This window comes from Agrobacterium sp. CFBP2214, from assembly GCF_030209895.1.
GTDB classification, from domain to species: Bacteria; Pseudomonadota; Alphaproteobacteria; order Rhizobiales; family Rhizobiaceae; genus Agrobacterium; species Agrobacterium radiobacter.
Genome location: NZ_JARVRC010000001.1, coordinates 254,130 through 272,959 on the forward strand (window position 1 = coordinate 254,130; position 18,830 = coordinate 272,959).

Sequence of the window (18,830 nt, forward strand, 5' to 3'; positions counted from 1 at the left end):
TTCACCTTCTTGCTGACGGGTCTTTCGAGGTCCGTTTTTTCAGGTCATGGAGCTTTTTGTGCCGTTTCGGTCTCCGGAACGGGCGGGGGTTTTTTGTCCTCAAGAATGCGCCTTAAGGTTGTAGCGAAAGGAGCGTTTTTAGCGTGTCGCAGGCCTCTCCATGAGGGGGAGGGAAATGGGATAACCGGCTCGCAAACAAGTAGTCGCCTTTGGCGTTCTTTCGAGGGGAACGCTTGGGGGCAGAAATAAACGAGGGGGATCCCTGACGGTCGATCTTTGATCGTCAGGCTATGATTGGCAATTTGAAAGGCGGCAATATGCAATTGAATTTGGCGATGGGTGCGGTGGCTGATGGGGACCGCGCACCAAAGACGCGTGATGCAGCTTGCTCAGATGCGGCAGGGGACAAATCGGCTATGACGCACGATGCGCTGTTTGAACGTTTTAGCGCGCGGCTCAAGGCACAGGTTGGTCCGGAGGTCTATGCAAGCTGGTTCGCACGGCTCAAACTCCATACCGTTTCGAAAAGCGTCGTCCGTTTTACCGTTCCGACGACCTTTCTGAAGTCCTGGATCAACAACCGTTACATGGACCTGATCACCAACCTCGTCCAGAGCGAGGATCCGGATGTGCTGAAGGTGGAGATTCTGGTCCGCTCGGCCAGCCGCCCGATCCGTCCGGCTCAGACCGAGGAGAGGGTGCAGCCCGTTGCGGAGGTTGGTGCGGCTCCGCGGAACAAGTCCTTTATACCGTCGCAGCCCGCCACGCCTGCCGCGCAGCCCGCGACTTCGCAGGCGACCCTGCGTCAGGGCGGTTCCGGGCCGTTGTTCGGCTCGCCGCTCGACACACGTTTCACTTTCGATACCTTTGTTGAAGGCTCATCTAACCGCGTCGCGCTTGCGGCGGCAAAGACGATCGCCGAAGCCGGTGCCGGCGCCGTGCGCTTCAACCCGCTGTTCATCCATGCGGGTGTTGGTCTCGGCAAGACGCATCTTCTGCAGGCAATCGCCAATGCCGCCATCGACAGCCCGCGCAATCCGCGCGTGGTCTATCTGACAGCTGAATATTTCATGTGGCGTTTTGCGACCGCAATCCGCGACAACGATGCCCTGACGCTGAAGGACACGCTACGCAATATCGACCTGCTCGTCATCGACGACATGCAGTTCCTGCAGGGCAAGATGATCCAGCATGAATTCTGCCACCTGCTGAACATGCTGCTCGACAGCGCCAAGCAGGTCGTGGTCGCTGCTGACCGTGCGCCATGGGAGCTGGAATCGCTCGATCCGCGTGTCCGTTCCCGTCTTCAGGGCGGCATGGCGATCGAGATCGAAGGTCCCGATTACGACATGCGCTACGAAATGCTCAACCGCCGCCTCGGCTCGGCGCGTCAGGACGATCCGTCTTTCGAGATTTCGGACGAAATCCTGACCCACGTTGCCAAAAGCGTGACGGCGAGCGGACGTGAACTGGAAGGCGCCTTTAACCAGCTGATGTTCCGTCGCTCTTTTGAGCCGAACCTCTCGGTTGACCGTGTCGATGAACTGCTGTCACATCTCGTCGGGACGGGTGAGGCCAAGCGCGTGCGCATCGAGGATATTCAGCGCATCGTCGCCAAGCACTATAATGTGTCGCGGCAGGAACTGGTGTCCAACCGTCGCACCCGCGTCATCGTCAAGCCGCGCCAGATCGCCATGTATCTGGCCAAGATGCTGACGCCGCGTTCTTTCCCCGAGATCGGTCGCCGTTTCGGCGGTCGCGATCACACCACGGTTCTGCATGCCGTGCGCAAGATCGAGGAACTGATTTCCGGTGACACCAAGCTTGGCCATGAGGTTGAGCTGCTGAAGCGCCTGATCAACGAAAACAACGCATAAAAAGAAGCGGCCTTCGGGCCGCTTCAGTCCGTTGGCAAGCCGCTCTCGTATTCGATGTCGTCCTCGGGACTGTCCCGAGGATCCAATCACGTATGGTAAAATCAATAGGTTGCAGATGCTCGGGATTGGCCAGAGCATGATGAAGGCAAGTTTTCAGACTTCGTCATCACCCTCAAGCGGCTTTCGGGCCGCTTTTTTATTGGTGTTTCGAGGCGTGTCGATGCTGTGGATCAGCAGGCGAGGTCGGCCACCACGGCATCCAGAATAAGCATGCCTGAAGGGGTGCAGCGCAGGCGGGAATTGCCGAGCCTTTCCACGAAACCATGCTGCAGAAGGAATTCCTCCTTCTCCGGGTCGAGATCGCGGCCGGAAAGGTCGCTCCAGCGGGCGAGATCGATGCCCTCGCGCAGGCGAAGGCCCATCAGCAGCAATTCGTCGGCCTGTTCGTCGACGCCGAGCAGTTCCTGATCGACCATGCCGTGGCCTTCCCGCTCAACGGTTTCGAGCCAGTTTTCCGGGTGGCGTTCGGTGGCGGTGGCGAGCTTGGAAGCGCCTCTCGTCAGGCGTCCATGCGCGCCGGGGCCAATGCCGGCGTAGTCACCATAACGCCAATAGGTGAGGTTGTGGCGGCTTTCGGCGCCGGGCCGGGCATGGTTGGAAACCTCATAGGCCGGCATGCCGTAACGCTCGGTGATTTCCTGGGTTGCCTCATAAAGCACGGCCGAATGTTCGCCATCGGGCACGATGAGCTTGCCGGCCTTGTGCAGGCCGTAAAAGGGCGTGCCTTCCTCGATTGTCAACTGGTAGAGCGACAGATGGTCGACCGCGTAGGAGACAGCCTCCTTCAGCTCCGCGTCCCATTCGGCCACCGTCTGGTTCGGGCGGGCATAGATGAGATCGAAGGACATACGCGGAAAAATCTCCCGCGCCAGCCGAATGGCTTTCAAGGCATCGGCAACATCATGCAGGCGGCCGAGGAACTTCAGGTCCCGGTCGTTGAGCGCCTGCACGCCGAGTGAGACACGATTGACGCCCGCCGCGCGATAACCGCGAAAACGTTCCGCCTCGACGCTGGAGGGATTGGCCTCCATGGTGATCTCGATACCATCGGGCACATGCCAGAAGCGCGCGACGCCATTGAGAAGTGCGCCGACCGTCTGCGGGTCCATCAGTGATGGCGTGCCACCACCCATGAAGATGCTGGTCACAACGCGCGGGCCGCTCAGCGTCCGCATATGTTCCATTTCACGGAGAAAGGCAGCCGTAAACCGTTCCTGATCCACCGGGCGGTGGCGGACATGGCTGTTGAAATCGCAATAGGGACATTTGGCCGCGCAGAAAGGCCAATGCAGATAGATCCCGAAACCGGGATCGCCCGTATCCGGCAGAAGCGATGCGCCGGGGGCAGAAAGTTGATGCTCCCCGACCATCGGGTTCATGCCTCCAGGCAGGTTTCTACGAATTTCTTGAAGGCACGGGCACGGTGCGACAGCGCAAAGGCATCGCCGTGTTTCCAGCCGTGTTTTTCATCCGAGCTCATCTCGCCGAATGTAGTGTCATAACCTTCGGGCTTAAAGATGGGATCATAACCGAAGCCGCTCGTTCCGCGCGGTGGCCAAACGACAGCGCCTTCCACCTCGCCACGGAAATATTCGACATGCCCGTCCGGCCAGGCAAGGCACAGCACACTGACAAAGCGGCCGGTGCGATCTTCCAGCTTCGATGCACCACGCTCGGCAAGCGCATCCTCGACCTTCTGCATCGCCATGGCGAAGTCGCGCGTGCCGTCGGCCGTCTCCGCCCAATTGGCGGTATAGACGCCAGGCGCACCGTCAAGCGCGTCGATGACCAGACCGGAATCGTCGGACAAAGCCGGAAGACCGGATGCCTTTGCGGAGGCAAGCGCCTTGATGGCGGCATTTTCCTCGAAGGTGGTGCCCGTCTCGTCCGGCTCCGAGAAATTCAGCTCCGCCGCCGATTTGGCGGAAAAGCCGAAAGGCCCGATCAGATCGGCGATTTCGGCGATCTTGCCCTTGTTATGGCTGGCGACGACGATCGTTCTGGTATCGAGCTTGCGCATCACGTTTTCCTGTCGGCTCAGGCGATGGCCTGTTTCTGAAGGGTGACCAGTTCGCTGCATCCGGCCTTGGCAAGACCGAGCAGCGTCAGGAATTCCTCCTCGGAGAAGGGCGCGCCTTCTGCCGTTCCCTGAACCTCGACGATGCCGCCGGAACCGGTGATGACGAAATTTGCATCGGTCTCGGCGGAGGAATCCTCGAGATAATCGAGATCGATCACCGGCTGGTTTGCGAAGATACCGCAGGAGATCGCCGCGATATGGTCCTTCAGAACCTTCTCGACCTTGATCATGTTGCGGGTTTCCATCCACTTCAGGCAATCGTGGAGCGCAATCCATGCGCCGGTGATGGAAGCGGTGCGGGTGCCGCCATCGGCCTGGATGACGTCGCAGTCGATGCTGATCTGGCGTTCGCCGAGTGCCTGCAGATCAACAACGGCGCGCAGCGAGCGGCCGATGAGGCGCTGGATTTCCTGCGTGCGGCCGCCCTGCTTGCCGGAGGCGGCTTCGCGCTTCATGCGCTCATGGGTGGAGCGCGGCAGCATGCCGTATTCGGCGGTGACCCAGCCCTTGCCGCTGTTGCGCAGCCATGGCGGCGTCTTTTCTTCCAGGCTTGCGGTGACGAGCACATGCGTGTCGCCGAATTTTACCAGACAGGAACCTTCGGCATGTTTCGAGAAATTGCGCTCGAAGGAAACCTTGCGCATCTGGTCGGTTTTTCTGCCTGAAGGCCGCATATGATCCACTCTCCATGTTGGTCCCTGCCTTCTAAGGCGCGCTCCGGGCTTTTGCAAAGCCAATTTCCATTTTGCCGCGGCGTTGCAACGCATTATATTGATGCGAGCTGGTTTGAACGACAAAGAACGGACGAAATGGGTTTTTCCGCACCGCTATCAAAAGATCAGGCATCATTGCTGGATGAACGGTCTCGGGAAATTTTCCGGCGCATCGTTGAAGGCTATCTCGATACGGGTGAGCCGCTCGGATCCCGCAGCCTGTCGCGGCTGTTGCCGATGTCGCTTTCGCCCGCCTCCGTCCGCAACGTCATGAGCGATCTTGAGGAACTCGGCCTCATCTATTCGCCGCATATCAGCGCCGGGCGCCTGCCCACCCAGACGGGGCTGCGCTTTTTCGTCGACGCCTTCATGCAGGTGGGTGATCTGCCCGCGGAAGAAAGGGCGAATATCGACCGTCAGATCGGGCCGGTCGCCGGCCACGAGCAGTCGTTGGAAGGGTTGTTGACCGAGGCAAGCCGCATGCTGTCAGGCATGTCGCGCGGCGCCGGCCTGGTGCTGACCGCCAAGAATGATGTCATCCTCAAACATGTGGAATTCATAAGGCTGGAGCCCACCAAGGCGCTCGCCGTGCTGGTCGGCGATCACAATCAGGTCGAAAACCGCATCATTGAATTGCCTGCCGGCATTTCGTCATCGCAATTGATCGAGGCGGCGAATTTCATCAATGCCCATCTGTCCGGCCAGACGCTGCAGGAATTGCGGACACAGTTCCAGAAGCAGCAGGCGGAACTGCAATCGGAACTCGGCACGCTGGCGCAGGATCTCATCGAGCGCGGTCTGGCCGTCTGGGCGGGTGACAATGAGGAGGGCAAGCTTGGCCGCCTCATCGTTCGCGGACGCTCCAACCTGCTGGAGGGTCTCGCCGGTGAAGAAGATATCGATCGGGTGCGCCTGCTGTTCGATGATCTGGAGCGCAAGGAAAACCTCATCGAAATCCTCAACCTCGCGGAAAGCGGCTCCGGGGTCAGGATTTTCATCGGCTCTGAAAACAAGCTGTTTTCGCTCTCCGGTTCTTCTCTGATCGTCGCGCCCTATCGCGATGAGGACAATCGCGTCGTGGGCGCGGTCGGCGTTATCGGCCCCACCAGGCTGAATTATGCCCGTATCGTGCCAATGGTGGATTATACTGCGCAGATCATGGCGCGCCTTTCCCGCAAGCAAAGATAGGACAAGCCCGCAAAGGTCAGAGAATGCGGCAAGCTTTTCGCCGCAAGCCTTGATTTTTGCCCGTCAAAGCTCGATATCGGGCGCAACCAACAATATTCAAATCTGGAGAACGTCATGACCGACGATACAAAAAAGCCCGGACCTGACGCGGACGTCGCGGAAGATTTTGTCGATCTTGCCCAGGCAGGTGAAGAACAGGCCGAAACGGCAGAACCCGATCCGGTCGAGCTGCTCAAGGCTGAGAACGCCGATCTGCGCGATAAATTCCTGCGACTTGCGGCCGAGATGGACAATCTTCGCCGTCGCACCGAACGCGATGTCAAGGATGCCAAGGCCTATTCCCTGGCAGGTTTTGCACGCGATATGCTCGCCGTTTCCGATAATCTTCGCCGTGCGCTCGAAGCCATTCCCGATGAGCTCAAGACCAATGGTGAAGCCGGTCTCAACGGCCTCATCGAAGGCGTCGAGATGACGGAACGTTCGATGCTGTCGACGCTGGAACGCCACGGCGTGAAGAAGATCGATGCCGAGGGCCAGAAGTTCGACCCGAATTTCCATCAGGCCATGTTCGAAATTCCGAATACGGCGGTTCCGAACAATACGGTGCTGCAGGTGGTCCAGGCTGGTTTCACCATCGGCGATCGCGTGCTGCGCCCCGCCATGGTCGGTGTCGCCAAGGGTGGCCCGAAGGTGGAGACAGCCGCCTCTGCCGAGCCGGGCACCTCGTCTCTCAATGAAAAAGACGCGTAAGGCATCTGTCTTTACGTCATAAAAAACGCGCCTTCAGGGCGCGTTTTTTATTGCCGTTAAACTGAGAGAGCCGGCCTGCGATCAAGCCGCCGTCGCCTGTTCCTGATTGAGGAAGGCGTAGATTGCCGTGTCAGAATCGGTCGCGCGCAGCTTGGCCACCAGCTCAGGGTCGCGCAGGGCGCGTGCAATTCTGGACAAAGCCTTCAGATGATCCGCGCCGGCGCCCTCGGGCGCAAGCAGCAGGAAGACCAGATCGACCGGCTGGTCGTCCAGCGCTTCGAAATCGACCGGCGTTTCAAGGCGTGCGAAAACGCCGGTGATCTGGTGAATACTGTTGAGCTTGCCATGCGGAATGGCAATGCCGTGGCCCACACCGGTGGAGCCGAGCTTCTCGCGCTGGAGGATGACGTCGAAAACTTCCCGTTCCGAGACTCCGGTAATTCTGGCTGCCTTTGCAGCCAGCTCCTGAAGCAATTGCTTTTTGGAATTCACCTTGAGGGCGGGAATAATCGCATCTTGTTGCAGCAAATCTGCCAACGCCATTCTCTTTTTCCTTCATGCCATCGAGACGATGCAGGAGGCAGATGCATTTTCGCGCTCTGCCTCCCACGTCTTGTCAGACTGTTCAGCTCTTGATCGTTTCCGCGTCGATCCAGCCAATATTGCCGTCATGACGCCGATAAACGATGTTGAGATATTCTTTGCCGGGGCTGCGGAAGAGCAGAACCGGTTCGTCGGTCATGTCGAGCGCCATCACGGCGCTGGCGACTGACATTGTCTTAATCTGTTTCGAACTCTCCGCCACAATGGTGGGTGCGTAATCTTCAGGAACCTCGTGGTCCTCATCGGGAACAGCATCCATCACCGTATAGGCGATTTCCTGCGACACGCCATTCAAACCACTGTGGTGGTCCTTCAGCTTGCGCTTGTAGCGACGCAGGCGCTTCTCGATCCGCTCGGCGGCGGCGTCGAAGCTGGCTTGCGGATCATTTGCCTGACCCGCCGCATGCAATACAACGCCCGTATCGAGATGCAGCTTGCAGTCGGCGGCAAAACGCGATCCGGACTTCTCCACGGTCACTTGGCCTGAATACCCCCCATCGAAGTATTTGGTAACTGCCAGACCTATATTGTCCTCGATCCGTTGACGGAAAGATTCACCGATCTCCATATGTTTACCAGATACACGCACACTCATGGAAATTTTCCTTTTTGTAGTGATTTGCGAGTACCAGCTTACGTCAAGCCGCGCGCGCATCCAAGCGTTTCGAAGACCTTAAAAAGCCTCCATTTGAATTTTACGCCCATGGACGGTGGAGATGAATCCGTTACAAATGACCTTGCTTACGTGTGCGGCGGGCTTCTAGCCCCTGGCGTGGCAAGAGTCAATGGTGCGGCAAAAAACCGCCCCAAACGTGAATGGGCTCGTTGCTCAGAAGGCGGAAAGCTTGGCCTGCGCCTTCTTTTCCCGACGCCTCTGCACGGAGGAGGGGATGTTCATCGCCTCGCGATATTTGGCGACCGTGCGGCGGGCGATATCGATGCCGCTCTTTTTCAGATTGTCGACGATGTCGTCGTCGGAAAGGACTGCCTCGGCGGCCTCCTGCGCGATCATGGCCTTGATGCGGTGACGCACCGCTTCCGCCGAATGGCTGTCTCCGCCTTCCACGGCGCTGATCGAGACGCTGAAGAAATATTTGAGCTCAAACAGACCGCGTGGCGTCAGCATGTATTTTTTGGACGTCACCCGGCTGACGGTGGATTCGTGCATCTTGATGGCGTCGGCCACCGTCTTGAGGTTCAGCGGGCGTAGCTGGTCGACACCATTGACGAGGAAGGCATCCTGCTGGCGCACGATTTCCGTCGCCACCTTCATGATTGTCCGGGCGCGCTGGTCTAGGCTGCGGGTCAGCCAATGGGCCGTCTGCATGCATTCGGCCAGAAAATCCTGATCCTCGCCCGCGCGCGCCTTATGTTTCGATACCTCGGCGAAGTAACTCTGGTTGATGAGCACGCGCGGCAGGGTCTCGGGGTTGATTTCCACCAGCCAGCCGCCGGTGGAGGAGGGGCGAACGATAATGTCGGGAACGATGGTCTCCGAAACCATCGAGTCGTAACCTGCGCCGGGGCGGGGGTTGAGCGTGCGGATTTCCGCCAGCATATCGAGCAGGTCTTCCTCATCGACGCCGCAGATTTTTTTCAAGGAGGCGAAGTCGCGTTTCGCCAGAAGTTCCAGATTATCGACGAAAGCCCGCATGGCCGGGTCTAGCCGATCCTTCTGGGCCAGCTGGATCGCCAGACATTCGCTCAGGGAACGGGAAAATACACCCGGTGGGTCGAAGCCCTGAAGCGTCTTCAGGACGTGCTCGACTGCCGACGGCGCCGCTCCCAGCCGTTCGGCGACATCATCGACGGCATCAGCCGCAATATAGCCGGTTTCATCGAGCTGGCCGATCAGCGCATCGGCGATCATCCGGTCCTCGGCGGCTGATATGGCGAGCGGCAATTGCTGATTGAGATGGTCGCCGAGGCTCTGTCTGGCCGCGACGAAATCATCGAGGTCATAACTTTCCCCGGACTCCTGACCGGGCATGGATTTCCATTGGCCGGCCAGTTCAGGCGCATCGGCTTTTCGGGGCTCAGCATCGTCGGGAAAGACGTTTTCGAAGCTGGTATCCAGTTGCTCGCCGAGATTTGCGGCGCGATCGCCATACCAATCGTCACTGTCTGATGTCACCGTGGCGGATCTCTCCGAGCCTTCGCTGTCCGCGTCGCCGAAACTCTCCGCCTCTACCGGGGCATCGCTGCTCAAATCGCCATCGTTTGCCGCAATTTCCAGCAATGGATTGCGCTCCACCTCCTGCGCGATGAACTGCGTCAGCTCGAAATGCGTCATCTGAAGCAGCTGGATGGACTGCATCAGTTGCGGTGTCATCACAAGAGACTGGTTTTGACGCAGCAAAAGGCTGGCAGACAATGCCATGGCGGACGCGAAACTCCCCTTACAGCTTCTCCATGGCCACAGTTTTCATAAATTTTGCGGAGGCGATGGAACTTGGCCCAAAAATTGCTTTTTTATCTTGTTTGGTCAAGCGTCAGGGCGAGGCGCGATGAAGAATCTTTCGCGCGCCGATCATGATGATTTTAGGTCGAAACGACCTAAAATCTTAAATCATGATCTAGATCATATAATTAGAGCGGGATTTCAAGCGAAAACCGCACACACTTTTCGCTATCCCGCTCTGGGTTCAAAGGCTAAAATTGTTGCCGAGATAGAGACGGCGTACATCCGGATTGTTGACGATATCGTCTGGACGCCCATGCGTCAGAACCTCGCCGGCATGGATGATGTAGGCGCGGTCGATGAGACCGAGCGTTTCACGGACGTTGTGGTCGGTCACGAGAACGCCGATGCCGCGCGCTGTCAGGTGTCTCACCAGATTCTGGATATCGCTGACAGAAATCGGATCAACGCCCGCGAAAGGTTCGTCGAGCAGCATGAAAGTCGGATCGGTCGCAAGAGCGCGCGCGATTTCCAGACGCCGCCGCTCGCCGCCCGAAAGCGCCACGGCAGGGGATTTGCGCAGCTGCGCGATGTGAAACTCTTCCAGCAGCTCATCAAGCTTGTGGTTGCGCTTGGCTGCGTCCGGCTCATGCACTTCCAGCACGGCGCGGATGTTTTCCTCAACCGTGAGGCCGCGGAAAATCGATGCTTCCTGCGGCAGATAACCGACGCCGAGACGGGCGCGACGATACATCGGCATGGTGGTGACATCATTGCCGTTGATGGCGATCTTGCCGGTATCGACAGGCACCAGGCCCGTGATCATATAAAAGCAGGTGGTTTTGCCGGCGCCGTTCGGGCCGAGCAGTCCCACGGCCTCGCCACGGCGCACGACCAGCGAAACGCCGTTGACGACGCGCCGCGTATTATAGGTCTTCGTCAGGCCATGCGCGATCAGCGTGCCCTGATAGGGGGTCTTGTCCGCCGGTGGGACCGCGTCCGCGGATCGGCTGCGTCCGCCGCCGAATATCTTTGAGATCGAGGGTATCTTCACGAGGAAAGACTACTGTTTTTTCTGGGATTTCGGATCAAGCATGATCCGAACAGGGCCGCCGCAGCTTTCGAGCTTGGCCTGTCCCGTATTCATCAGGACGGTCAGCTTGCAGCCGGTGAAGACATTCGTGCCCTCGGACAGCACGACCTGCTTGCCCGTGAGGATGAAGGTCTGCGCCGCCATGTCGAATTCGCCGTGATCGGCCGTCGCCTTCTGGGTCTCGGACGTCAGATAGACATTATTGTCGACGAAGATTTTTTCGATATTGGCGTCGCCGCTGGTGAGCGATGAACCCTCGCCCTTGTAGTTCACCGTCATCTTGCCGGCCTGAAGGGTGGTCGTTCCCTGCACCACCTTCACATTGCCGGTGAAATAGGCCTTGCGCTCCTGATCGCGAATCTCGAGCTGATCGCTTTCAATTGCGATCGGCTGGTCGCCGGAGAGCTTGACGCCCTGCATGTTGCTGGTGGTGTTCTGGGCGAAAGCCACAGTTGCAAGACACGAAAAAACAAGACCTGCGGCTGCGAGGCCGGCGGATTTGCCAAGGGAAACGGGACGGGAAATTTGCATCATCTGGACCGGGCTCTCACTTGCCTTCATTCTTGATATTGGATGCAGCGATACGTGCCCGTACCTGCCCCGAAAATGTAATTGTCTTGCCATTATCGGCGATGTCAATCGATTGCGCAACAATCGAGCCGTCGTTTGTTTTGATCGAAACCGGCTCCTGGCTGCTCATTTTCCCGGCCTTCAGATCGACATCCGCAGACTGGAACTTTGCTTGTATGCCATTGCTGAGATTGATGTCAAAAGGGGCGGTCATCTTCAGCTTGTTGGTGGCCCGGTCAAAAATGCCTTCATGGGCGATCACCTGGGCGATACCGTCATTCACCGGCACTGCGGCCAGAACCTTCTCAAGCGTCATCAGGTTGGGGTTGGCGATGTCCTGCAACGCACGGTCGGCGTTCATGGAATAATCGATCCCCTTCTCGTTGCGGCCCGCAACGGCAGGTTTTTCCATCACGATCTTGCCGTCTTCAATTCGCGCGCTCTCAAGCGAGACCTCATCGGGCGCCCAGGTTCGGATAACCGAGACGGCGATGAAGGCGAGCGAAACGATGGCTGCGCCGAGCGGCAGAATGATTTTCAGCCGTTTCACGCGCGCAGAATGCCTCAGCGCGGTGTTATAGGCACCGTTCTGGTCATTGGGCAGCGAGAATGCTGGCGCGGGTTCGCGGAGTCTTTCGAGCATAAGAGTGGGTCCGGAATGCTTCCCCGGCGCCATTCTGGCGCACAATCGAAGCTTGTGTCTCTATCTAAATGTCTTTGGCATGAGTGCTTTGTCCTGCCAATATGGTTTTTGTCTGGAGAGGTGCAAGGGAAATGCGAATTTTATCGTAATTCTGGTTTCCTTATTGTTTCCTTGCGGCTTCGCGTTAGAAGAACCATATGGCCTAAAGCGTAAAAGCGGATGACAGAGGTTTCTATGGACAATATGGCGATAGCGGATCGCAGGCGGTTGCGCCGCAAGCTGACTTTCTGGCGGATTGCGGCCGTTCTTCTGCTCGTCGCCGGCGCTTTCGGTCTCTACCGGTTTTTATGGGATGGACCGCAGCAAAGTGCGAAGCCCCATATTGCCCGCGTGGAGGTCTCCGGCCTGATCACCGATAATACCGAACTTCTCGAGCGGCTCGACAAGATCGCCAAGAGCGACAATGTCAAAGGGTTGATCGTGTCGATTTCCTCGCCAGGCGGCACCACCTATGGCGGTGAGCGCATCTTCAAGGCCATTCGAGGCGTGGCGGAAAAGAAGCCGGTTGTCTCGGATGTGCGCACGCTCGCCGCTTCCGCAGGTTACATGATCGCGTCCGCGGGTGATGTCATCGTTGCTGGCGAAACCTCGATCACCGGTTCGATCGGCGTCATCTTCCAGTATCCGCAGCTTGGCCAGCTGATGGAAAAGCTCGGCGTTTCGTTGCAGGAAATCAAGTCGTCGCCGATGAAGGCGGAGCCTTCGCCGTTCCACGAGGCGCCGGAAGAGGCAAAGTCGATGATCCGCGCCATGGTGATGGACAGCTATGGCTGGTTTGTCGACCTTGTGGCCGATCGCCGCAAGCTGCCGCGCGAAGACGTGCTGAAACTGGCGGATGGATCGATTTTCACCGGCAGACAGGCGCTCGCCAACAAGCTGGTCGATACGCTGGGCGGCGAAAAGGAAATTCGCACCTACTTCGAAACCCGTGGTGTTGCCAAGGATTTGCCGATCGTCGAATGGCGCGCGCCGTCGTCCCGTTCGCCTTTTTCGCTTTTCAGTGTTGCGCAAATAGCGAAGTTTCTGGGATATGACGATTTAATTCCCTTCGCAGGCCCCGGCCAGCTCGGTGCGGACAAGTTGTTTCTTGACGGTCTTGTTTCCGTTTGGCAGGTTGAGCCGCGTTAAAAATCCAATTCTTTCAGGGGGCAACCGTGATCAAGTCTGAACTGGTGCAGATCGTTGCTGCGCGTAACCCGCACCTTTATCACCGTGACGTGGAAAACATCGTCAATGCGGTGCTGGATGAAATCACCGATGCCCTGGCGGCAGGAAATCGTGTTGAGCTTCGTGGTTTCGGCGCATTTTCGGTCAAAAACCGTCCTTCGCGTTCCGGCCGGAACCCGCGCACGGGTGAGTCGGTTTTCGTCGAGGAAAAATGGGTGCCTTTCTTCAAGACAGGCAAGGAACTGCGTGAGCGCCTGAACCCCGGTATGGGCGACGAAGAGGACGATTGATCGTCCCTGCCGCCTGGCGACTGAAAAGGAGCCGGTGGAACGCCCGCTGCGATGGAGTATTGTCGGATGTCGAAAAAAATCATCAATCTCATCATCCTGCTTCCGCTGGCAGTCATCCTCGTCATTCTGTGCGTGGCCAACCGCCAGTCCGTGACGCTGGCGCTCAATCCGTTCCGGCCGGAAGACGGCGTTCTGTCCTTCACCGCGCCGTTTTTCGTCTTCCTGTTCCTGGCGGTGATTTTCGGCGTGTTGCTGGGATCGGCGGCCACCTGGTTTGCGCAGGGCAAACATCGCAAGCGTGCCCGTATCGAAGCCAAGGAGGCTGTGCGCTGGCATGATGAGGCGAACCGCCAGAAGGCGGCCGCCGCCGGACAGCTGCCGCAGGCGGGCCAACTCCCGGCAAAGTGATGGCGCCGACATTCGTTCCGGCTCTAGGCGAGCGGCGCATGGAATGCTATTTGCTGGCGCAATAAGACGCGGGCAAAAGCGGAAAGATTTCCATTGAAGAAAAAAGACAGCCGGCCGGGCAATCGTGTGCGAGCCGGGAACGAGAAAAAACAGGTTCATGCCGTAAAGCCGGCGCGTCGCGCGGATGCCGCGCCGAAAAAGCGCGAGCCGGATGCCGTGCGCAGCGTGCAGAAGGCCGCGCCGAAGGAAAAACCCGTCGTAGCGACCGCCGTTGAACAGGCCCCTGCGCGCGCACTTATGCAGCGCACCGGGGCGCTTCCCGCGGAACAGGTTCCGGTCATTCTGGAATCGAGCGGCGCGGGTGATTTTCATCTGATCGATAGCGGCAACGGCCTGAAGCTTGAACAATATGGCGATTACCGCATCGTCCGTCCCGAAGCGCAGGCTCTCTGGAAGCCTTCGATCCCCGACCGCGTATGGCAGAATGCCGATGCCGTCTTTACCGGCGATACCGATGAGGACGGCATGGGCCGCTGGCGCTTTCCGAAGGAAGCGCTCGGGGAGACATGGCCGCTGTCCTTGCTCGGGGTCGAATTTCTCGGCCGCTTCACGGCCTTCCGGCATGTTGGCGTCTTTCCCGAACAGATCGTGCATTGGGAATGGCTGAAACATGCCATCGAAACGGCCGACCGTCCGCTGAAAGTGCTGAACCTCTTCGGTTATACCGGTGTCGCCTCGCTGGTCGCGGCGGCTGCGGGTGCTGAAGTCACCCATGTCGACGCCTCCAAGAAAGCGATTGGCTGGGCGAAGGAGAACCAGGCGCTTGCCGGGCTCGAACAGGCACCGATCCGCTGGATTTGCGAAGACGCCATGAAGTTCATCCAGCGTGAGGAGCGCCGCGGCAACAGCTACGATATCATCCTCACCGACCCGCCGAAATTCGGCCGCGGCACCCATGGTGAAGTCTGGCAATTGTTCGACCATCTGCCGCTGATGCTGGATATCTGCCGCGAAATCCTCTCGCCCAAGGCGCTCGGCCTTGTGCTGACGGCCTATTCGATCCGGGCGAGCTTCTATTCGATGCATGAACTGATGCGCGAAACCATGCGCGGCGCCGGTGGCGTCGTCGCGTCAGGCGAGCTTGTCATTCGTGAAGCCGGGCTCGACGGCAAGACGCCGGGCCGCGTGCTTTCCACATCGCTGTTCAGCCGCTGGGAGCCGAAATGATGAAGGATATGCGTGAAAACACCGCGCGCCGGGTTGGACAGGTCAAGGAAGTGACCAGCCTTGCCAATCCCATCATCAAGGATATCAAGGCGCTCACCCAGAAAAAGGGCAGGGAAGAGACCGGCACCTTCATGGCTGAAGGCCTGAAGCTGGTCATCGACGCGCTCGAACTCGGCTGGACGATCAAGACGCTGGTTTATGCCAAGGCCGCCAAGGGCAAGCCGCTGGTGGAGCAGGCGGCGGTGAAGACGGTCGCCACGGGCGGGCTCGTGCTCGAAGTCAGCGAAAAGGTCATCGCCTCGATCACCCGCCGCGATAATCCGCAGATGGTTGTCGGCATTTTCGAACAGAAATGGAAGCCGCTGAAGGATATCCGCCCGGAAAAGGGCGAAACCTATATCGCGCTCGACCGGGTGCGTGATCCCGGCAATCTCGGCACCATTATCCGCACGGCGGATGCGGCGGGCGCTTCAGGCGTCATTCTCGTGGGTGATTGCACGGATCCGTTTTCGCTGGAAACGGTGCGCGCCACCATGGGTTCGGTCTTCGCCACGCCCGTTGCCCGCGCTTCGGTCGAAGAATTCCTGTCCTGGAAAAAATCGGCGCAGGTCAGCGTCGTCGCCACCCATCTGGCGGGTTCGGTTGATTATCGAAAGATCGATTATGCCGGAAAGCCGGTCGTGATCTTAATGGGTAACGAACAATCCGGCCTGCCGCCGGAACTCGCCGGGAAGGCCGACCAGCTGGCGCGCATTCCCCAACAGGGCCGCGCCGACAGCCTCAATCTCGCCATCGCAACCGCCGTCATGCTGTTTGAAGCACGGCGGCATCTCCTCGAACTCGCACCGGTGACGTAATGGCCAAAGCGGCATTGTTCTCGAAATTCGGTCCGGCCTTTGCGCTGATCGTTGCCGCACTGGTGCTGGACCAGATCGTCAAGCAGCTGGTCGAAGCCTATCTGCCGCTGCAGGAGATGGTTCCGGTTGCTCCGTTCCTGGCGCTGTACCGCACCTACAATCTCGGCGTGGCCTTTTCGATGCTGGAGGATATGCACGGCTGGTTCATCGTCAGCATGCGGCTCGTCATCGTGGTCTTCGTTCTTTGGCTGTGGCGCAAGACGGCGGCGGACCGCACCTTTGCCCATCTTGGTTTCGCCTTCATCATCGCAGGTGCTGCCGGCAATCTTCTCGACCGCTTTTTCTACGGTCACGTCATCGACTATATCCTGTTTTACACGCAGACATGGTCCTTCGCGGTTTTCAATCTGGCCGACAGTTTCATAACCATCGGCGCAGCCTGCGTCATTCTCGATGAGTTTTTGCACGCCCGGGCGGCTAAAAAGTAAAATTTTAAGGTTTCAGCCAAACATATCAAAACCGCTGCCGTGGTAGCGGTTGCCTATGAGCGAACTGGCAAGACTTCGACAGAAAGTTTCAGATGGCCTGGCCGCCACGGCGGCGCAGCCGGCGGATCGTGTCGATACGACAACGCACCATGCGGATGAAGAACATGTGACCGATGCCAGATCGATTGCGCTTTATGTCGCCGTTTCACTATCAGTTGGGGCTTTTTCCGCAGCCCTGATCGCGCTTGCGGTGCCCTATGCGGTTACCGTCGCGCTGGCAACCTTCTTTGGCGCAGTGCTTGTCGGTGTCCTCCTCTACGCGCTCTTCGGCGAATCCTCCCGGCATCCCGACGCACTGGTTGCAGATTCCGATCTCCGGATGCGGCAAACGCAAAACCGCTCGCTGATTGCCGAAATGCAGGAATTCATGGGCGATATCGTCGTGATCCGCGACATGAACCGGCGCATCGTTGAGGCGAACCGGGTCTTTCGTGAAATGACCGGCTGTGCGGCCCCCGAAGGGCTGAGCTGCGAGGAAATCGGCATCGCTTTCCGCCCGGGTGACAAGGTCCACGCCTATGATGTCGAGATCGCGACCCCGTTCGGTCAGCGCATCTTTTCCTGGCATGATGTCGTGACCCGCGATCTGGCAAGCAGCCGGCTTCTCATCAGCAGTATCGCCAGAGATGTGACCGAAGAGCGGCTTGCGCTCGGCGAGCGGGAAGCTGCCCGGTTGCGGGCCGAAAAGGCCGATGCCGAAAAGGCGAGGCTGCTTGCCACCGTAAGCCACGAAATCCGCCTGCCGCTTTCCGGCATGCTCGGCATGAACCATCTTCTGTCGCAGACGAAGCTCAATGAGGAGCAGCGCAATTATCTCGATGGCATGAAGCAGTCCGGCCAATCGCTGGTGCAGCTGGTCGAGGATCTGCTGGATTATTCGACGATGGAAGCGGGTCGCTTCAGGCTCAATCCGCGCGCGGAAAACCTGCGGCGGCTGATCGAGAGCATCGTTGAGATGCTGGCCCATCGGGCCCATGAAAAAGGCATAGAAATCACCTCCTTCGTTACGCCTGACGTGCCTGATCATCTCGATTTCGATCCGGCAAGGCTGCGTCAGGTCCTCTTCAATCTCCTCGGCAATGCCGTCAAATTCACGCGGGAAGGCGGCGTCGTCATCCGGGCGCGCATGGTCGACAGCGAATTGCACATCACTGTCGAAGATACCGGTCCGGGCATGAGCCAGGCCGAGCAGGCCCGTATTTTCGGTGAATTCGAACAGGCAGGCCCGCTGTCGCAGCGAAGCGCAGGCACAGGTCTCGGCCTTGCGATTTCCGCCCGTATCGTGCGGGAATTCGGCGGCAGCCTCACGGTTTCCAGCCGAAAGGGCAAGGGCAGCACTTTCAAACTGACGTTCCGGCCGGGCGGCGCACCCGCCGAAATGGCGGATCCCGGACGGCGTCATTGCCTGCGGCATACAAATGTCCTGCTCATCGCGCCAAAGGGCGTGGCGGCGGCGGTGACGATGGAGGCTATCGAAGCCTTCGGCGGTCAATGTACTCTCATCCACCAGTCTGAAGATCTTGAAAAGCTGCGGAAGGAGTCTGCCACCCGGGCGGATGATCTCACCGATATCATTGTCGACCGACGCATTTCGGCGCTGTTCAGGGACGCGCTCAAGGATTGGCCGCAACAGAATGTTCGCCGCACGCTGCTGGTCAGCCCGGAAGAACGGCCGTCGACCATGCATGTTTCCTTCGATGCCTGGTTGATCCGGCCGCTGCGCGAAAAATCGCTGATCGACGTCCTGTGCGGCCGTCTGCGCGGCATAGAGCGACGGGACGCGATCAACGACAACCATCCGGATGTGGGATTTTCGTCGCGGGTGGCGGAGGGTGCGAGCGGTATCGAGATACTCGTGGCCGAAGACGATGCCGTCAATCAGCGCATCGTCCGCGCCGTTCTGGAGAAAACCGGTTTTATCGTCCGTGTTGTCGAGAACTTTGAGGCGTTGCGGCAATCGTTGGAGCCAGGCGCATCCCGTTTGCCTGACCTCATCGTCTCCGATCTCAACATGCCGGGCGGCGAGGGGCTGGACGTGCTTCCCGACCTTCTCCATACGCTGAAGGGGGAAAGGAATATTCCCGTCATCGTGCTCAGCGGAGATACGAGTGACGCGACCGCCGAAATCCTGCTGAAGGCCGGTGCCGGCGCAGTTTTGACCAAGCCTGCCGACCCGCGACGGCTGGTAGAGGAAATCCGTCGGCTGCTCGAGGCGAAACGCCTGTTGCCATCATAACTTGACAGACTCGCGCTGGTGACATTTTGTCACTATTCTGTCGTCAATTAGTGATTTAT

At 58.7% G+C, this 18,830-nt stretch carries 19 protein-coding genes; 10 read left to right on the forward strand and 9 right to left on the reverse strand.

Translation table 11 applies throughout. The annotated features are described in order from the left end of the window. Window positions 1-416 precede the first annotated feature (416 nt). Window positions 417-1,877: a chromosomal replication initiator protein DnaA gene (gene dnaA, locus QRN60_RS01265; protein WP_236775428.1), complete on the forward strand. Its 1,461-nt coding sequence runs from the start codon at window positions 417-419 to the stop codon at window positions 1,875-1,877. Between the two features lie 230 nt (window positions 1,878-2,107). Here the strand turns inward: dnaA and hemW are convergent, their stop codons facing one another. From hemW to rph, 3 genes are read right to left on the reverse strand one after another with little or no spacing between them, the layout of a single operon-like run. Further along, a complete protein-coding gene (gene hemW, locus QRN60_RS01270; RefSeq protein WP_111833822.1) occupies window positions 2,108-3,307 on the reverse strand; it encodes a radical SAM family heme chaperone HemW in 1,200 nt (399 codons plus the stop codon). 5 nt (window positions 3,308-3,312) lie between these two features. After that, window positions 3,313-3,957: an RdgB/HAM1 family non-canonical purine NTP pyrophosphatase gene (gene rdgB, locus QRN60_RS01275; protein WP_003503799.1), complete on the reverse strand. Its 645-nt coding sequence runs from the start codon at window positions 3,955-3,957 to the stop codon at window positions 3,313-3,315. 17 nt (window positions 3,958-3,974) lie between these two features. Continuing rightward, window positions 3,975-4,691, reverse strand: coding sequence for a ribonuclease PH (gene rph, locus QRN60_RS01280; RefSeq protein WP_060722824.1), 717 nt, complete (start codon window positions 4,689-4,691; stop codon window positions 3,975-3,977). 135 nt (window positions 4,692-4,826) lie between these two features. Here rph and hrcA point away from each other — a divergent pair, with 135 nt between their 5' ends. Together hrcA and grpE are read left to right on the forward strand one after the other, a co-directional pair. Next, complete coding sequence (gene hrcA / locus QRN60_RS01285; RefSeq protein WP_003503796.1) at window positions 4,827-5,918, forward strand: heat-inducible transcriptional repressor HrcA; 1,092 nt, start codon at window positions 4,827-4,829, stop codon at window positions 5,916-5,918. Between the two features lie 114 nt (window positions 5,919-6,032). Then, a complete protein-coding gene (grpE, locus tag QRN60_RS01290) occupies window positions 6,033-6,668 on the forward strand; it encodes a nucleotide exchange factor GrpE (protein WP_003503794.1) in 636 nt (211 codons plus the stop codon). An 81-nt stretch (window positions 6,669-6,749) separates the two neighbouring features. On the opposite strand, the gene ptsN is transcribed toward grpE, so the two are convergent. The 6 genes from ptsN to lptC all read right to left on the reverse strand — a co-directional run bounded on the left by ptsN (window position 6,750) and on the right by lptC (window position 11,978). Continuing rightward, the gene (gene ptsN / locus QRN60_RS01295) at window positions 6,750-7,211 is read right to left on the reverse strand and encodes a PTS IIA-like nitrogen regulatory protein PtsN (protein WP_003503792.1); all 462 of its coding nucleotides are present in this window, start codon (window positions 7,209-7,211) and stop codon (window positions 6,750-6,752) included. 82 nt (window positions 7,212-7,293) lie between these two features. After that, window positions 7,294-7,866: a ribosome hibernation-promoting factor, HPF/YfiA family gene (hpf, locus tag QRN60_RS01300; protein ID WP_003503790.1), complete on the reverse strand. Its 573-nt coding sequence runs from the start codon at window positions 7,864-7,866 to the stop codon at window positions 7,294-7,296. A gap of 234 nt (window positions 7,867-8,100) precedes the next feature. Then, window positions 8,101-9,651, reverse strand: coding sequence for an RNA polymerase factor sigma-54 (rpoN, locus tag QRN60_RS01305; protein ID WP_060722825.1), 1,551 nt, complete (start codon window positions 9,649-9,651; stop codon window positions 8,101-8,103). Between the two features lie 265 nt (window positions 9,652-9,916). Further along, the gene (lptB, locus tag QRN60_RS01310; RefSeq protein WP_003503786.1) at window positions 9,917-10,726 is read right to left on the reverse strand and encodes an LPS export ABC transporter ATP-binding protein; all 810 of its coding nucleotides are present in this window, start codon (window positions 10,724-10,726) and stop codon (window positions 9,917-9,919) included. A 9-nt stretch (window positions 10,727-10,735) separates the two neighbouring features. Continuing rightward, a complete protein-coding gene (locus tag QRN60_RS01315) occupies window positions 10,736-11,299 on the reverse strand; it encodes an LptA/OstA family protein (protein ID WP_003503784.1) in 564 nt (187 codons plus the stop codon). Window positions 11,300-11,312: 13 nt separating this feature from the next. Then, window positions 11,313-11,978 (reverse strand): LPS export ABC transporter periplasmic protein LptC, encoded by a 666-nt coding sequence (lptC, locus tag QRN60_RS01320; RefSeq protein WP_111791904.1) that lies wholly within the window; start codon window positions 11,976-11,978, stop codon window positions 11,313-11,315. 234 nt (window positions 11,979-12,212) lie between these two features. Between lptC and sppA the strand changes: the two genes are divergently transcribed. From sppA to QRN60_RS01355, 7 genes are all read left to right on the forward strand, one after another. Continuing rightward, entirely contained in the window at window positions 12,213-13,166 is a 954-nt protein-coding gene (sppA, locus tag QRN60_RS01325) for a signal peptide peptidase SppA (protein WP_111791903.1), read from the forward strand. 2 nt (window positions 13,167-13,168) lie between these two features. Next, a complete protein-coding gene (locus QRN60_RS01330) occupies window positions 13,169-13,495 on the forward strand; it encodes an integration host factor subunit beta (RefSeq protein WP_219256707.1) in 327 nt (108 codons plus the stop codon). A 66-nt stretch (window positions 13,496-13,561) separates the two neighbouring features. Then, complete coding sequence (locus QRN60_RS01335) at window positions 13,562-13,903, forward strand: LapA family protein (RefSeq protein ID WP_060722827.1); 342 nt, start codon at window positions 13,562-13,564, stop codon at window positions 13,901-13,903. A gap of 93 nt (window positions 13,904-13,996) precedes the next feature. Then, a complete protein-coding gene (locus tag QRN60_RS01340; RefSeq protein ID WP_060722828.1) occupies window positions 13,997-15,130 on the forward strand; it encodes a class I SAM-dependent methyltransferase in 1,134 nt (377 codons plus the stop codon). Next, on the forward strand, window positions 15,127-15,987 hold the full coding sequence (locus QRN60_RS01345) for a TrmH family RNA methyltransferase (RefSeq protein WP_020011063.1): 861 nt from the start codon (window positions 15,127-15,129) through the stop codon (window positions 15,985-15,987). Before QRN60_RS01340 ends, QRN60_RS01345 begins: the two co-directional genes overlap by 4 nt. Further along, entirely contained in the window at window positions 15,987-16,475 is a 489-nt protein-coding gene (gene lspA, locus QRN60_RS01350; protein WP_003503773.1) for a signal peptidase II, read from the forward strand. Before QRN60_RS01345 ends, lspA begins: the two co-directional genes overlap by 1 nt. Before the next feature lie 55 nt (window positions 16,476-16,530). Beyond that, on the forward strand, window positions 16,531-18,771 hold the full coding sequence (locus QRN60_RS01355; RefSeq protein WP_129564633.1) for a hybrid sensor histidine kinase/response regulator: 2,241 nt from the start codon (window positions 16,531-16,533) through the stop codon (window positions 18,769-18,771). The last annotated feature ends 59 nt before the right edge of the window (window positions 18,772-18,830 follow it).

Excerpts from the sequence above, each read along its gene's own strand:
- dnaA (WP_236775428.1), top strand. The coding sequence starts at position 417 with ATGACGCACGATGCGCTGTTTGAACGTTTTAGCGCGCGGCTCAAGGCA.
- hemW (WP_111833822.1), bottom strand. The coding sequence starts at position 3,307 with ATGGTCGGGGAGCATCAACTTTCTGCCCCCGGCGCATCGCTTCTGCCG.
- rdgB (WP_003503799.1), bottom strand. The coding sequence starts at position 3,957 with ATGCGCAAGCTCGATACCAGAACGATCGTCGTCGCCAGCCATAACAAG.
- rph (WP_060722824.1), bottom strand. The coding sequence starts at position 4,691 with ATGCGGCCTTCAGGCAGAAAAACCGACCAGATGCGCAAGGTTTCCTTC.
- hrcA (WP_003503796.1), top strand. The coding sequence starts at position 4,827 with ATGGGTTTTTCCGCACCGCTATCAAAAGATCAGGCATCATTGCTGGAT.
- grpE (WP_003503794.1), top strand. The coding sequence starts at position 6,033 with ATGACCGACGATACAAAAAAGCCCGGACCTGACGCGGACGTCGCGGAA.
- ptsN (WP_003503792.1), bottom strand. The coding sequence starts at position 7,211 with ATGGCGTTGGCAGATTTGCTGCAACAAGATGCGATTATTCCCGCCCTC.
- hpf (WP_003503790.1), bottom strand. The coding sequence starts at position 7,866 with ATGAGTGTGCGTGTATCTGGTAAACATATGGAGATCGGTGAATCTTTC.
- rpoN (WP_060722825.1), bottom strand. The coding sequence starts at position 9,651 with ATGGCATTGTCTGCCAGCCTTTTGCTGCGTCAAAACCAGTCTCTTGTG.
- QRN60_RS01315 (WP_003503784.1), bottom strand. The coding sequence starts at position 11,299 with ATGATGCAAATTTCCCGTCCCGTTTCCCTTGGCAAATCCGCCGGCCTC.
- lptC (WP_111791904.1), bottom strand. The coding sequence starts at position 11,978 with ATGCTCGAAAGACTCCGCGAACCCGCGCCAGCATTCTCGCTGCCCAAT.
- sppA (WP_111791903.1), top strand. The coding sequence starts at position 12,213 with ATGGACAATATGGCGATAGCGGATCGCAGGCGGTTGCGCCGCAAGCTG.
- QRN60_RS01335 (WP_060722827.1), top strand. The coding sequence starts at position 13,562 with ATGTCGAAAAAAATCATCAATCTCATCATCCTGCTTCCGCTGGCAGTC.
- QRN60_RS01345 (WP_020011063.1), top strand. The coding sequence starts at position 15,127 with ATGATGAAGGATATGCGTGAAAACACCGCGCGCCGGGTTGGACAGGTC.
- lspA (WP_003503773.1), top strand. The coding sequence starts at position 15,987 with ATGGCCAAAGCGGCATTGTTCTCGAAATTCGGTCCGGCCTTTGCGCTG.
- QRN60_RS01355 (WP_129564633.1), top strand. The coding sequence starts at position 16,531 with ATGAGCGAACTGGCAAGACTTCGACAGAAAGTTTCAGATGGCCTGGCC.